Below are 15,370 nucleotides of genomic sequence, written 5' to 3'. Positions count from 1 at the left end.
ACCTATTTAATATTACAACAGTCAGACCCACACACCCATAACCAAACATTTGTCACATTTTCATATACTTTTTATAGCAAGGCAACCTTTTTTAATTATTTTTGACGAGTTTAAATTCAACGCAAACATATAGAATTAATGCAAGTAATTGAAGATAGCGAATCAAAGGTGTATGGAGCCGATGACATAAAGAAAGATCTTTCTGAACTAATAAATAAGTACAGCCGAGGCAAAGTTTTCCTTTTAATGGATACAGGATCGCACCAACACTGCTATCCCAAAATTAAGGAAATACCAGAAATTGATACCAATAATATAATGATCATTGAGCAGGGTGATCATCACAAGAATATAGAAACAATTGCTAAGGTATGGCATTTTTTAAGCACCAATGGTGCCGACAGAAAATCACTCCTCATCAACCTAGCTGGAGGTATGCCATGTGATTTAGGTGGCTTTGCAGCAGCCACCTTTAAAAGAGGAATTGATTTCATCAACATACCCACCACGCTACTTAGTCAGGTCGATGCCAGTGTAGGAGGAAAAACAGGCATCAATTTTCACAGTTTTAAAAATGAGATAGGCGTTTTTAAACATGCTGTATCAGTATTGGTATGCAATGACTTTATAAAAACCCAGGATCAACAAAATATATTTTCGGGCTTTGCCGAGATGATCAAACATGCACTTATCTTTTCAGAGGACACATGGAATCAACTAAAGGTATTTGACATTCGTAACACGAACATAGATGCACTAAAACCGCTTGTTATTAACTCTATACATATAAAAGAGCACTTTGTTAAAGCAGATCCTACCGAACAAAACGTAAGAAAATCATTGAACTTCGGGCATACCATTGGGCATGCTTTCGAAAGCTTTGCCATGCAAAACAATACGCCCATCTTACATGGCTTTGCAGTGGCCTATGGCATGATTGTGGAACTATACCTCGGACATAAAAACTGTGGTTTTCCTTTGTCTAAACTTCAGGAAATAAACCGAATTCTGAGTGCCATTTATGGTCATTTTACATTCTCTCAAAAGGACTTTGAATCATTGTTCTATTTGATGACCCACGACAAGAAAAACGAGAAAAATAAAATTAACTTCACCCTGCTGGAAGACATTGGTCAAATAAAGATCAACCAAACCTGCACTAAGGAGGAGATTTTTGAAGCTCTTGAATTTTATTTAAATCAATAATTCAATATTAACACGTCTAACCAAGCACGATGATACCGGGTTCTTGCACCCTAAAAAATACTATTTAGGACACATAAGACGGGCCATGAGAATTATTTCACTCACAGGAGAGGGGAATGATTAATTTTGACAAGTTCCATATGACCATTGAAAATAAAATTATTAACAGATGAAATACACTATTTCAGCACCGACCAATATAAAACCATATAAAGTTGCCCTACCCACATCCAAGAGCATCAGTAATCGCGCACTCATACTAAATGCGCTAGCTTACAGTGCCCAGCCTATCAAAAACCTCTCCGATAGTGACGACACACAACTCATGCTAAAGGCTTTACAATCCAACAGCAACACCTTTGATGTAGGAGCAGCAGGCACGACAATGCGCTTTCTCACTGCCTTTTTATCAAAGATAGTGGGACAATGGACCATCACCGGGTCTGCGCGCATGAAAGAACGTCCCATTAAAATTTTAGTAGAAGCATTAAATCAGCTCGGAGCAAAAATAGAATACATCGAAAAAGAAGGCTATCCACCGCTACGAATTTTTGGCAGCGCCATGGAAGGAGGAGCTCTTGAGCTACCTGGTAATGTAAGCAGTCAGTACATATCTGCCTTGCTAATGATTGGTCCCTCCATGAAAAACGGCCTTCAATTGACCTTAACAGGAGATATCATTTCACGACCATACATACATCTGACCTTACAAATGATGGAAACATATGGTATACAATCACAATGGAAAGGAAATGTAATATCCGTACCTTCAGGAGTTTATCAATCCACAAGCTTTACCGTAGAAGCGGACTGGAGTGCAGCATCATACTGGTTTGAAGTAGCAGCTCTCAACAAAGGGTGTGAGCTCAACTTACAGGGCGTAAAGCGCTACAGCGAACAAGGTGACGCTAAAGTAGCAACGCTTTTTGATCAATTAGGAGTAAGCCACAAATTTTCTCAGAAAGGTTTACTTTTAAGAAATACAGGTAACACTGCCAAAAATTTCAATTACAACTTCATAGAACAACCCGATCTGGCACAAACCTTTGCTGTAACATGTTGTTGTTTAGGAATCCCTTTTCATTTCACCGGTTTACAAACCCTCAAAATCAAAGAAACAGATCGCATTAATGCCCTTATCACAGAGCTTAAAAAGATGGGGTTTATACTCTCCTCCAACCAGGTAGACAATTTGATATGGGATGGAACAACCTGTGACAAAGAAGAAACACCTTGCATAGCCACCTATAAAGACCATCGTATGGCCATGGCTTTTGCTCCCGCAGCCTCATCCATTGGTTCTTTACAAATAGAAGATCCCGCTGTGGTTTCTAAATCCTACCCCAAGTACTGGGAACATCTTAAAGCATACGGCTTTGAGTTTTCTACCAAAGAATAACCCCCACACAGGGGTTATTTCTTAAAAATATATAAATATCCAACTATTAACACCTGATCATATACGACCTAAAGTATAATTACCTATTTTTACTATTCACATACCACCTACAAACACATTGTAATACGCCAGTCAAATCTTCACCTCATATTTGATGCAATTTCAGGCCTTACGATGTGTGAAAATTGCGCACCCTTATTTATTAAGCATATTAAGTACTTAATTTATCACATTGAGGGTGAAGATAATTAAACGGACTGTAATTTAGAACAGCTTAATTTTATTTAATCTAAATAGTTTGCTAATTTTGCACATTCTTAAAATAATTGGAAAATTAATTGGACTCTATTAATCAGTAATGAACCTTAACTGTTACAACTTGTTAAGGGGGTACAACTATAGGAGAGATTATGGTAGAAGATCAAGATAAAATATTAGAAGAAGTTACCGGTAACGAATATAAATACGGTTTCAGTAGCGATATTGAAACAGAAACTATTCCCAAAGGATTAAGCGAAGATGTTGTTCGCCTGATATCGGCCAAGAAGAAAGAACCCGAGTGGATGCTTGAGTACAGATTAAAAGCCTATGCATACTGGAAAACGATGGAACAACCAGAGTGGGCAAAACTAAAGATTCCTGCGATCGACTTTCAGGACATCATATATTATGCTGCTCCCAAACAGAAGCCACAATTAGATAGTTTGGACGATGTTGATCCCGAACTAAAAGCGACATTCGACAAACTAGGGATTCCGTTGGAAGAACAGAAAATTCTTTCCGGAGTAGCCGTTGATGCTGTAATGGATAGTATTTCGGTTAAAACTACCTTTAAGGAGACCCTCGCTGAAAAGGGAATTATCTTCTGTAGTTTTAGTGAAGCAGTGCAAGAATATCCCGACTTGGTAAAAAAATATATGGGATCTGTTGTTCCCTACACCGACAACTTTTTTGGAGCTCTTAACAACGCCGTTTTTAGTGATGGATCCTTTGTTTTTATTCCCAAAGGAGTAAGATGCCCCATTGAATTGTCGACCTATTTTCGGATCAACGCCATGAATACAGGTCAATTTGAGCGCACATTGATTGTGGCCGAGGAAGACAGTTACGTTAGCTACCTAGAAGGCTGTACAGCGCCACAACGGGACGAAAACCAATTGCATGCGGCTATTGTTGAGATAGTGACCATGGACAGAGCAGAAGTCAAATACTCCACCGTACAAAACTGGTATCCGGGTGATAAGAACGGCAAAGGAGGTATTTATAATTTCGTGACCAAAAGAGCCCTGTGCAAAGGTGATTATTCGAAAGTAATGTGGACGCAAGTAGAAACAGGCTCAGCCATTACCTGGAAATACCCAAGCTGCATACTCATGGGCAATCATTCTGTAGGAGAATTTTACTCAGTTGCGGTTACCAATAATTACCAACAGGCCGATACAGGTACAAAGATGATTCACATTGGAAAAAACACCCGCAGTGTCATTGTATCAAAAGGTGTTTCTGCCGGCAAAAGCCAAAACAGTTATCGAGGACTTGTTAGGGTCAATAAAAAAGCGGAGAATGCGCGTAACTTTTCCCAATGCGATTCCCTATTAATGGGAGATGAATGTGGAGCACACACCTTTCCTTATCTGGAAATAAATAATAATTCTGCAATAGTAGAACACGAGGCTACCACTTCAAAAATTGGCGAAGACCAAATTTTCTATTGCAACACCCGTGGACTATCAACCGAAGATGCCGTTGGCCTCATCGTTAATGGCTATGTAAAAGAGGTGATCAATCAATTACCCATGGAATTTGCCGTAGAAGCACAGAAGCTATTACAGATAAGTCTGGAAGGCAGTGTTGGTTAATACCAATGAGTAAGCAAAAGGAAATAAGGTAGTAAAAATAACAGAACTAATCAGGAGTAACAAGATCATCAGAATAGATCTTGATACTTGCATCTTGATACTAAATAGAACAGCATGCTAGAAATAAAAAATTTACACGCAAAAATAGAGGACAAAGAAATACTTAGAGGCATCAATCTCACCATCAAACCTGGTGAGGTTCATGCTATCATGGGGCCCAATGGATCCGGAAAAAGTACCTTATCATCCGTACTTGCTGGAAGCGATGTTTATGAAGTATCCGAAGGTTCGGCCAACTTCTATGGCAAGAATTTTTTAGAAATGCCAGCAGAAGACCGGGCACGTGAAGGTTTATTCTATAGTTTTCAATATCCGGTGGAAATACCCGGTGTTAGCATGGTAAACTTCATGCGTACAGCAGTCAATGAACACCGCAAGTACAATGAACAGAAACCATACACAGCCAGTGAGTTCTTAAAGCTCATGCGAGAAAAAAAGAAACTCGTTGAGATAGATTCTAAACTCACCAACCGTTCCGTAAACGAAGGATTCTCGGGAGGAGAGAAAAAGAAAAACGAAATTTTTCAGATGGCTATGCTACAACCCAAAGTAGCTATCCTCGACGAAACAGATTCTGGATTGGATATTGACGCCTTACGTATCGTAGCCAATGGCGTTAATAAATTAAAATCCAAAGATAATTCCACTATTATTATCACCCACTACCAACGACTTTTAGATTATATTGTACCTGATTACGTGCATGTGTTGTACAAAGGGAGAATCGTTATGTCGGCTGGAAAAGAACTGGCACACGAACTGGAAAAGAAAGGATACGACTGGATAAAAAAACAATTCGAAGACTAAGACAAAGCTGTCCTACAACACGAAAAGGAGAGTCCATACACTTCATTGATTTTTTAAGCACGAAGCAGGTCTAACAGAAAAAAAAAGATCTGTCTTCAGCAGTCAGCAATAAGTGCCCGGTTGCAATGGTTGACCAGACACAAAAGAAAAGAGGCCTCAGTCGTCTACGAATGGAGCCATCTATTTCTTGAACATCACAAAAAAGATTTGACAATGAGCATGGTGAGCACAGATTTAAAAATAGAACAAAAATATACTTCTCTTTTTGCAGAACAAAAGGGCAAGCTTAACTTATGGGTTTCCGACGTCATCTCTTCGCAAAGAGAAAAAGCCATTCAATCATTTGAGGCGATGGGAATTCCCAACAAAAGGGTAGAAAACTACAAGTATACCAATATGCGTCCTGTATTTGAGGAGGATTATGGCTACGATTTTGAACACGCCATATTTAATCAGGATTTATCTGAGGTATTTAATTGTAACGTACATGATTTGGAGGCAACTACCATCTACCTTATCAACGGATGGTATTATCGCAAAAACCAAGTCCCATCCCATCTTCCCCAAGGTGTTATTATCGGTAGTCTGGCAGAATGTTCAAAATCACATACCGAACTTTTTAAGACCCATTACAACCAATACGCAAAAAATGAAGAAGATAGTCTGGTTGCCTTAAATACCGCTTTTGCACAGGACGGCTTTTTTATTTATATACCCAAGGGAGTTATTATTGAGCAACCCATTCAGATTGTAAACATCATGGATGGCAAGGAAGATTTAATGGCCTTTCCTCGTAACCTGGTCGTCATTGAAGAAAATGCACAAGCTAAGATTCTACTTTGCGAGCACACTATTACCGACAAAAAATATTTACTCTCAGGGGTAACAGAAGCATATGTGGCTGAAAATGCGGTATTTGACATGTACAACATACAAAACCAGCACAACCTAAGCACCAATATATCCTCTCTATTTGTATCGCAGAAAGCGCATTCCAGCGTGCTTACGCATCATCTCACACTGCACACCGGAATAACCAGAAACAACATCCACATACACATGGATGATGAACATTGTGAAGCGTACGTATATGGTTTATTCATTTCGGATAAAAACCAACACGTTGATAACTTTTCATTCATTGATCATGCACAGCCCAACTGTTATAGCGAAGAGCTCTTTAAGGGCGTACTGGACGATTCTGCCACAGGGGCTTTTGCAGGCAAGATAATGGTACGTCCCGATGCACAAAAGACCAACGCTTTTCAGCGCAACGACAATTTACTGCTTTCCGACACCGCAAAAATGAACACCAAACCTATGCTGGAAATTTATGCAGACGACGTGAAATGTTCGCATGGTGCCACCGTTGGTCAATTAGACAATAAGGCTATGTTCTATCTTCGTTCAAGAGGAATTGGCCAAGATGAAGCCCGCATGCTATTGATGTATGCCTTTGCTTACGAAGCGGTTGAAAAAATAAGAGTAGAAGCTGTTCGTGAAAAAATAAAAGAACTAGTTGAACAGGTGTTTCGCGGTGAATTGGACAAATGCAATTCTTGCGTACTATGCGGACAATCAGAGGCTCCGGGGTATACTTGCATGTAAACAAACGATATCTATTCCATGAGCAAAATAAACATCCATCAAATACGGGAACAGTTTCCCATATTAAAGTGTACCGTATACGGTAAACCATTGGCCTATTTTGACAATGCGGCTACTACCCATAAGCCGGACAGAGTTGTACGAAAAATAAAAGAAGTGTACGAATCGATGAACAGTAACATTCACCGAGGAGTACACTACTTGAGCAATCAGGCAACCATGGCCTACGAACAGGCGCGTAATAAAGTACAAATATTTATTAATGCTGCGCATTCTCACGAGGTCATTTTTACATCTGGAGCCACAGGAGCTATTAACCTATTGGCCAATTCATTTGCTGACACCTATCTTTCTGAAGGCGATGAAATCATCATCTCGCACATGGAACATCATTCAAATATTGTTCCCTGGCAAATGGTGTGCAAGCGAAAAAAGGCGCTGTTAAAAGTGATACCCATCAACTCCCATGGAGAGCTTCTATTAGACGAATTCGAGAAACTGCTCTCAACAAAAACAAAACTGGTAGCAGTTACCTATGTTTCCAACACCTTAGGAACCGTAAATCCCATTGAAGAAATCATAGAAAAAACACATGCCAACAATTCATTGATGATGGTGGATGCATCTCAAGCAGTTCAGCATTTAAAGGTAGATGTCAAAACAATGGATACCGATTTTCTAGTATTTTCAGGACATAAGATATATGGGCCTACCGGAACCGGTGTTTTATATGGAAAAGAAAAACTACTGAACGAAATGGAACCTTGGCAAGGAGGTGGCGAAATGATAAAGAATGTATCATTCGAGCAAACCACTTACAATGAGCTCCCCTTTAAATTTGAGGCAGGCACTCCTAATATTGCCGGATCCATCGCCTTAGGAGAGGCTATTGATTTTGTTTCTGAATTAGGCATTGAAAACATTGCTGAATACGAAGACGAACTGCTTAACTATGCCACAGAACAATTCTTACAAATACCAGGGATGAGAATCTTTGGCACTGCCAGCAAAAAAGCCAGTGTCATCTCATTTTTAGTCAACGACATTCATCCCTTTGACATGGGCACCCTATTAGATAAGATGGGTTTAGCGGTTAGAACAGGGCACCATTGCACACAACCTATCATCGACTATTTTGGTATTCCAGGAACACTCAGGGCATCCATAGCTGTATACAATACTAAAGAAGAGATTGACCGTTTGGTTGCCGGAATAACAAAAGTAGCCCAGATGTTCGGATAATATATTTTTCCCATCTTTGTGCCTATCTTACTTTTGTGAATAAATAACACACCATACAAAAATGACAATTAAAGAAATACAAGACGAAATAGTTGAAGAGTTCAGCTCATTTGAAGAGTGGATGGATAAATACGCATACTTGATTGAGCTGGGTAACGATTTGGAACCCTATAATGACCAATACCGGGTTGAACAAAATATTCTAGAAGGATGTCAATCAAAAGTTTGGTTGCATGCATGGATGGAAGATGGTAAGGTATATTATATGGGAGATAGCGATGCTATCATTGTAAAAGGCATTGTAGCCCTGATGATCAGAGCTTTATCCGGACAAAGCCCACAAGACATCATTGATAGCGACCTGTCGTTTATTGACGAAATTGGATTAAAAGAACACCTTTCTCCTACCCGATCCAATGGCTTAGTAGCCATGATTAAACAAATGCGTCTGTTTGCCATTGCTTTTAAAGCACAACAAGCCTAAACATTCGCAACAATAAGCTGTTCTAAAAATACAAATACTTATTGAGCCATCCATATAAAGTTAAACAACATTGGGTAAGGCATGATAACTGATACTAAAACTCATGAACAACGAATTTTTATCAAAAGAAGAAGAGATAGTTAACACCTTAAAAACCATATTTGATCCAGAAATACCGGTGAACATATACGATTTGGGACTTATATACGAGGTAAATGTTAACGATGAAGGGAAAGCCAACATAGTGATGACCCTAACATCACCTAACTGCCCGGTTGCAGAATCTATGCCTGAGGAAGTATTTGACAAGGTGAGTGATATTGACGGCATTAGCCATGTAGATGTTAACTTAACCTTTGATCCACCTTGGACAAAAGATATGCTTTCTGAGGAAGCACTACTAGAACTAGGCCTTCTATAAGGCCCTTTCTTTGACATCATAGCAAGTGGACGTACTAAAGGGGACATATAGTCAATTAATAGAAAGCAAGGCCAAAGACCTGGGTTTTGACGCATGTGGTTTTACCCAAGCTGAAGAGTTAACAGCCGAAAAAGAAATACTAAAAAAATGGTTGGATAATCATATGCATGGCAACATGCACTATATGGCCAACCATTTCGAAAAAAGGGTAAATCCGTCCAAACTGGTAGAAGGAGCAAAAACGGTAATTGTGCTTTTAACCAACTATACCCCCAAGGAAAAACAAAGTCATCCGGACGCACCTATTATTGCCAGATACGCATACGGCCAGGATTATCATTATGTCATAAAGGATCAACTCAAACAACTTTATTCCTATATTAAGGACGAAATATATCCTTCATTAGAAGGACGTTATTTTGTAGACTCAGCACCGGTTCTGGAACGCAGCTTAGCTGTAAGGGCAGGGTTAGGATGGATAGGTAAAAACACCCACCTCATACATAAAAAACTGGGCAGCTATGTTTTTATATCCGAACTCATCATCAACCTCACACTTCCTCCATCCGAACCTATCAAAGAAGCATGTGGCGGTTGCACCCGCTGCATAGATGCCTGCCCAACGCAAGCATTAACAAGTCCGCAAACACTCGACGCACGCAAATGCATCTCCTACCTTACCATTGAAAACAAAGAAAGCATCCCACAAGAATTCTCGGGAAAAATGGAAAATAGGGTTTTCGGTTGCGATATCTGTCAGGAAGTATGCCCATGGACTTGGAAATCCCGACCTCACACCAACGAAAAACTAAAAGCAGTCACCAAAATATTAGAACTCACCAAAGAAAGATGGCAAGAACTAACAGCTGAAGAATTCAGTGAAATATTCAGGAAATCAGCCGTTAAAAGAGCCAAATACACAGGATTAAAAAGAAATATAGAATTCTTACTGTCAAAAAAATAATACCCTCACCCTTACTTTTATACATAAAATATTAAATTTGGAAGCATAGATTACCAGATTTGTATCCTTTAATTTATGCACGACAATACACTCACAAGTTTCACTACCACATCAAAAGATGGAACTCAATTACATGGTCATTATCAAATGCCACACACAGCCCCTGTAGCTGTTATATATTTTATCCACGGTCTGGGAGGACATTCCGGACGATTTCAGCAGCCCGCATCCCTGTTAGCAAAAAACAGCATCGCTTCCATAGGCATTGACTTAAGAGGTAACGGACGCTCCGAAGGCAAGAGAGGCTACACCGAAAGTCTTGATAAATATGTTGAAGACATAGACGCCTGTATCAAATACAGTCAACATCTTTTTCCTACTCATTTGCCCAAGTTAATGATGGGTAACAGCATGGGAGGTGCCATCGCATTGTATTACAGCATGAAGCACAAAGCTATTTTTTCAGGTGTTATCTTAACTGCACCATGGATTAGATTAACCACTCCCATATCCAGGGTCAAATTAGCATTCATGGCCATCCTCAATAAAATAGCCCCTACAATTACTTTCTCATCAAAAGTAAGGCCTCCTCAAAAGCCAGACGAAGACCAACAAAAACAAGCGGTGGAAAACGATACGCTCATTCATAAGCAAATTACACCCCGCTTGCTAATGATCATGCATCACTTAGGAAACCTATTATTAAAAAAAGCCGATTGTTACCTTCCTACCTTGGTTCTACACAGTAAAAATGATCCGATAACGGCCTATGAAAGCAGTTTGGAATTGTGCAATAAACACAAACTTTCCTGCAAACTGGTGAGCTTAGAAGACCCTTCGCACGAAGTTCCCTTTGAAGAAAACAATGCGGTATTTAAAGAAGTACAAAGACATATCAATAAAATACGAATGGCTCATGAGCAACTTCAGGACTGAAATAAATGTGGATGAATCTATTCATAAAATTGAGTACGATACGCAAGTCACATTTCTAGGCTCTTGCTTTGCGGATAATATGGGCCACAAATTCAAAGAATGCAGACTGCCGGCATTAACCAACCCCTTTGGTGTCATCTACAACCCCTTGAGTGTAGCCAAGGTCTTAAAATCGATTATCCACAACATAAGCTACACCCAGGAAGATTTACATTACCATAACGAGGTTTGGCTGAGTTTTGACCACCATGGATCATTTTCTAAAAACAAAAAAGAAGAAACCCTGCAGTTGATCAATGACCAATGTAGAATATCTCATCATATTTTAAAGGAAAGTGATTTTTTATTTATCACCTTCGGTACTGCCTGGGTTTACCAACTAAAAGAAAATGACCAGATCGTTGCCAATTGTCATAAATACCCTAGCGGACACTTTCACCGCTACATGCTTGATATTGAAAAAATAATAGCTACCTACCAACAAGTGCTCACTGAACTCTTAGCCTTTAACCCCCATTTAAAAATAGTATTCACTGTTAGTCCTGTGCGCCATTGGAAAGACGGAGCCCATGGAAACCAGATCAGCAAGGCAACACTATTACTGGCCATCAATAAGCTTTGCGGGCAATTCAATAACTGTCACTACTTCCCTGCTTACGAGCTGCTCATTGACGATTTAAGAGACTATCGTTTTTATGCAGAAGACATGTTGCATCCCAATAGCACTGCTATTGAATATATTTGGGATAAATTCGAAAAAAGCTTTTTTTCCATTCGTACCTTGGAATATAGGAATGAGATGCGTAAATTAGAAAAGGCAGTTAAGCATAGAGCTTTTAACCCCGCCACGGAGCAACACCAGCGCTTTCTAAAAAATCAAATTGAAAAAATTGAAAGGTTGAAAAAAAAATATCCGAACACGAATTTCGAAAAGGATTTGGTTCAACTCCGAGCAAACATTATATAAATTACAATAACAAATCAATATTAATTCAAAATTAAAATTATTTAACCCTAAACCATTCTGTTTTAACACCATTTGTTCCTATATTGGAATAGCAATTACAATTATCACATAGTACCCAACCGCAACTATTTTATTGAGTATTATGATACAGTAAACCTATTTCTCATGCAATAAACCCGAACTACTAATGTCCTATTTAGCATTTGAAAAGTCCAAATTAATCAACCTCGAGCAATCTCTTTTCAAAGAGATTCTCCGAACCAACCGCGCTGGTTCATATTCCAGTTCAAGTATTGTGGGTTGCCATACCCGAAAATACCACGGACTGTTAGTATGTCCCATTCCTGCATTTGACATGACCCGTCATGTACTTGTGAGTTCCATTGACGCAAGCATCGTTCAACACGAAAAAGAATTTAACCTAGGCATTAGAAAATACCACGCCAGTCATTATGAACCTAAAGGACATAAATACATCCGTGAGCTCGACTTTGACATTATCCCCCGCAAGTTATATCGGGTGGGAGGAGTGATCCTCTCGGTAGAAGAAGTTCTTGTGGCTAAAGAAGAACAAGTACTGGTTAGATATACATTATTAGAAGGTCATTCAAAAACGACACTCAAGCTAAAACCTTTTTTAGCCAATCGGAGCGTACATGAACTCACCTGCCAGAACCTGCATGCCAACACCAAGTACCAAAAAATTCAAAATGGCATCAGCATACAGATGTACCCCACACTTCCACGATTATCGATTCAATTATCAAAAGAAAACGAATTTGTGGCTGTTCCGGATTGGTTCAGAGGCATCGAGTATTTTAAAGAAGAAAAGCGTGGATACGATTTCAAAGAAGATCTTTATGTGCCTGGTTATTTTGAAGTAGAAATTAAAACTGGCGAAAGTGTTATTGTATCAGCCTCTACCAAAGAACAAAAATCCGGAGGATTCAAGGCTAAATTCAACAAAGAAGTTAAAAGCCGCATACCCCGTGATGGCATGTACAATAATCTTTTGAACGCCGCATCTCAATTTTTCGTACACAAAGGAAAAGCAACAACCATGGTAGCCGGGTACCACTGGTATAAAAAACGCCTACGCGACACATTGATCTCAGCCCCTCTACTAACAGAGGCTTTAGATGACGCAGCATTATTTAATAAAGTACTGGCCTCGGCCGCTAAAGAAATCAAAGACATCCTTCATGAAAAGACGTCTTCCACTATCAAAGAGGTCGATACACCCTTGTGGTTTTTTTGGACGCTTCAGCAATGCTGGGGCACATCTTGTCTCAAAGACTGTTGGAAACAATATAAAGATGTGCTGATATCCATTATCGAAGCATACAAAAGCAACAGGTATAGCAATGTGGGTATGCATTCCAATGGCCTTCTCTATGCGCATGACGAGCAGCAACCTCTAACCTGGATGAATGGAGTTTGTGATGGAAAACCAGTCACCCCCCGCAACGGCATGTGCGTAGAAGTGAATGCCCTATGGTATAATGCCTTATGTCTCACAATAGAACTTGCCAACACAAGCAACGACCATCACTTAGTTGCCGAGTTGGAACCTCTGGCCCAACAAATAAAAGAATCTTTTATCGCCACTTTTTGGTACGATGAAGAGAAGTACTTATATGATTATGTGGATGGTAAGACCAAAGACATGTCAATCAGACCCAACCAGGTATTTACAACAGCCTTTGAATATTCACCCTTGAGCAACGAACAAAAAAAGCATGTGATTGATATAACAAAAAGTCAATTGATCACACCCAAGGGCTTAAGAACGCTGTCGCCTCAGGATCCTAAATACAAAGGAATAACCGATGGCTTCGCCAATATACGCGAATTAGGTATTCATCAGGGTGCTGTATGGCCTTGGCTGGCTTCTTTCTATGCCGAAGGGTATTTGAAACTTCATAAAGAAGGAGGAGTTAGTCATATCAAAAGGCTAGCAGACAATTTTGAAGATGAAATGGTAAACCACTGTGTGGGTACCTTATCTGAATATTACGACGGCAACCCGCCACACATGGGCAAAGGAGCCATTAGCATGGCTTGGAATGTGGCCGGTGTTCTTAAAATTCTTAAACTAATTGAAAAATACAGCTAATATGAGGGTATTAATGTTTGGCTGGGAATTTCCGCCTCATATTACAGGTGGACTCGGCACAGCTTGCTACGGACTAACAAGAGGTTTATCACATATAGATGATGTAGATGTTTTATTTGTGGTACCTAAGGCCTATGGTGACGAAGACCAAAGTGCCATCAAGTTAATGGGGGCCAATAACATATCAATTCGTCAGCGAAAAATCGACTTGAAAAAATTTAAAAAAGAAATGGATTATATAGAGGTAGATACCCACATCATCCCCTATGTAGATCCTGAAGAATATTGGAAACTAACCAAGGTAAAAGTTGAGGGCGAAAAAAAGATTGTTCAAACCAACGAAGAAGGTAAAATTGACTTCTCAGGAAAGTACGGGGCAGACCTCCTGCAAGAGATTACTAACTACGCATTGGTTTCCAGCGTAATAGCTCAAGATAACGACTTCGACGTAATTCACGCCCACGACTGGTTGGCATATCCTGCTGGGATAGCAGCTAAAGAAGCATCCGGAAAACCCCTTGTTGTGCATGTTCATGCTACCGACTTTGACCGCAGTGGAGGAAGCGTTAACCCTACGGTTTATGAAATTGAGAAAAGAGGATTAGACACTGCCGACCGTATTATTACGGTTAGCAACCTCACCCGAGCCATCGTCATCGAAAAATACGGTATCAACCCCGATAAGGTAGTTACCGTTTACAATGCTGTTGAGCCCAAGCAAATGGAATCGGAGATACCATTTAGAAAAAACAAAAACGAAAAGATAGTTACATTTCTAGGGCGGATCACCATGCAAAAAGGACCTGAATATTTCATCGAGGCAGCGTATCGCGTATTACAAAAGATGGACAATGTGCGCTTTGTGATGGCAGGCAGTGGCGACATGATGGAAAAAATGATACGTCGTGCCGCAGCCCTTAAAATCAGCGACAAATTTCATTTTACAGGCTTCCTAAAAGGTGACGATGTATTTTCTATGCTTCGTATGAGCGACTTGTATGTCATGCCGTCGGTATCCGAACCATTTGGCATCTCGCCACTGGAGGCCATGCAAAGCAATGTACCCGTACTTATCTCTTATCAGTCTGGAGTAGCTGAAATATTAAACCATGCCATAAAAACCAATTTCTGGGACATTGATGCTATGGCCGATGCTATATACGGTGTATTGAAATACCCCTCTTTGTCCAAAATGTTTATCCAACATGGAAAAAGCGAAGTAGAATCTTTAAAGTGGGAAGATTCCGCCCTTAAAGTAAAAGAAGTATATAACGCTGTAACACATTCAGACAATAACTAAC

General features: G+C 39.8%; 13 protein-coding genes. All 13 read left to right on the top strand.

The window, feature by feature from the left end:
- Positions 1–138 precede the first annotated feature (138 nt).
- The 13 genes from aroB to CYTFE_RS0122100 all read left to right on the top strand — a co-directional run bounded on the left by aroB (position 139) and on the right by CYTFE_RS0122100 (position 15,369).
- The gene (gene aroB, locus CYTFE_RS0122160; RefSeq protein WP_027473614.1) at positions 139–1,206 is read left to right on the top strand and encodes a 3-dehydroquinate synthase; all 1,068 of its coding nucleotides are present in this window, start codon (positions 139–141) and stop codon (positions 1,204–1,206) included.
- A 169-nt stretch (positions 1,207–1,375) separates the two neighbouring features.
- Positions 1,376–2,605, top strand: a complete 1,230-nt coding sequence (gene aroA, locus CYTFE_RS0122155) for a 3-phosphoshikimate 1-carboxyvinyltransferase (RefSeq protein ID WP_027473613.1) — start codon at positions 1,376–1,378, stop codon at positions 2,603–2,605.
- 410 nt (positions 2,606–3,015) lie between these two features.
- On the top strand, positions 3,016–4,464 hold the full coding sequence (gene sufB / locus CYTFE_RS0122150) for a Fe-S cluster assembly protein SufB (protein ID WP_027473612.1): 1,449 nt from the start codon (positions 3,016–3,018) through the stop codon (positions 4,462–4,464).
- 114 nt (positions 4,465–4,578) lie between these two features.
- Positions 4,579–5,331, top strand: a complete 753-nt coding sequence (gene sufC, locus CYTFE_RS0122145) for a Fe-S cluster assembly ATPase SufC (RefSeq protein WP_027473611.1) — start codon at positions 4,579–4,581, stop codon at positions 5,329–5,331.
- A 213-nt stretch (positions 5,332–5,544) separates the two neighbouring features.
- Positions 5,545–6,939 carry a Fe-S cluster assembly protein SufD gene (sufD, locus tag CYTFE_RS0122140; protein ID WP_052343368.1) on the top strand — a complete coding sequence of 465 codons (1,395 nt, stop codon included), beginning with the start codon at positions 5,545–5,547 and terminating at the stop codon, positions 6,937–6,939.
- A gap of 18 nt (positions 6,940–6,957) precedes the next feature.
- Positions 6,958–8,181, top strand: coding sequence for an aminotransferase class V-fold PLP-dependent enzyme (locus tag CYTFE_RS0122135; protein WP_304611193.1), 1,224 nt, complete (start codon positions 6,958–6,960; stop codon positions 8,179–8,181).
- Positions 8,182–8,242: 61 nt separating this feature from the next.
- Positions 8,243–8,665, top strand: coding sequence for a SufE family protein (locus CYTFE_RS0122130; protein ID WP_027473608.1), 423 nt, complete (start codon positions 8,243–8,245; stop codon positions 8,663–8,665).
- Between the two features lie 103 nt (positions 8,666–8,768).
- Positions 8,769–9,086, top strand: coding sequence for an SUF system Fe-S cluster assembly protein (locus tag CYTFE_RS0122125; protein ID WP_027473607.1), 318 nt, complete (start codon positions 8,769–8,771; stop codon positions 9,084–9,086).
- Positions 9,087–9,111: 25 nt separating this feature from the next.
- On the top strand, positions 9,112–10,050 hold the full coding sequence (gene queG / locus CYTFE_RS0122120; RefSeq protein ID WP_027473606.1) for a tRNA epoxyqueuosine(34) reductase QueG: 939 nt from the start codon (positions 9,112–9,114) through the stop codon (positions 10,048–10,050).
- Between the two features lie 75 nt (positions 10,051–10,125).
- Positions 10,126–10,986, top strand: coding sequence for an alpha/beta fold hydrolase (locus tag CYTFE_RS0122115; protein WP_027473605.1), 861 nt, complete (start codon positions 10,126–10,128; stop codon positions 10,984–10,986).
- Positions 10,967–11,953 carry a GSCFA domain-containing protein gene (locus CYTFE_RS0122110; protein WP_027473604.1) on the top strand — a complete coding sequence of 329 codons (987 nt, stop codon included), beginning with the start codon at positions 10,967–10,969 and terminating at the stop codon, positions 11,951–11,953. The genes CYTFE_RS0122115 and CYTFE_RS0122110 overlap by 20 nt, the downstream gene beginning before the upstream one ends.
- A 187-nt stretch (positions 11,954–12,140) precedes the next feature.
- The gene (locus CYTFE_RS0122105) at positions 12,141–14,069 is read left to right on the top strand and encodes an amylo-alpha-1,6-glucosidase (protein ID WP_027473603.1); all 1,929 of its coding nucleotides are present in this window, start codon (positions 12,141–12,143) and stop codon (positions 14,067–14,069) included.
- 1 nt (position 14,070) lies between these two features.
- Complete coding sequence (locus tag CYTFE_RS0122100) at positions 14,071–15,369, top strand: glycosyltransferase family 4 protein (protein WP_027473602.1); 1,299 nt, start codon at positions 14,071–14,073, stop codon at positions 15,367–15,369.
- The last annotated feature ends 1 nt before the right edge of the window (position 15,370 follow it).

It is taken from the genome of Saccharicrinis fermentans DSM 9555 = JCM 21142 (genome assembly GCF_000517085.1).
Lineage (GTDB): Bacteria > Bacteroidota > Bacteroidia > Bacteroidales > Marinilabiliaceae > Saccharicrinis > Saccharicrinis fermentans.
Note: the sequence above shows the minus strand (reverse complement) of the source record. Positions and strands in the feature narration are given on the sequence as shown.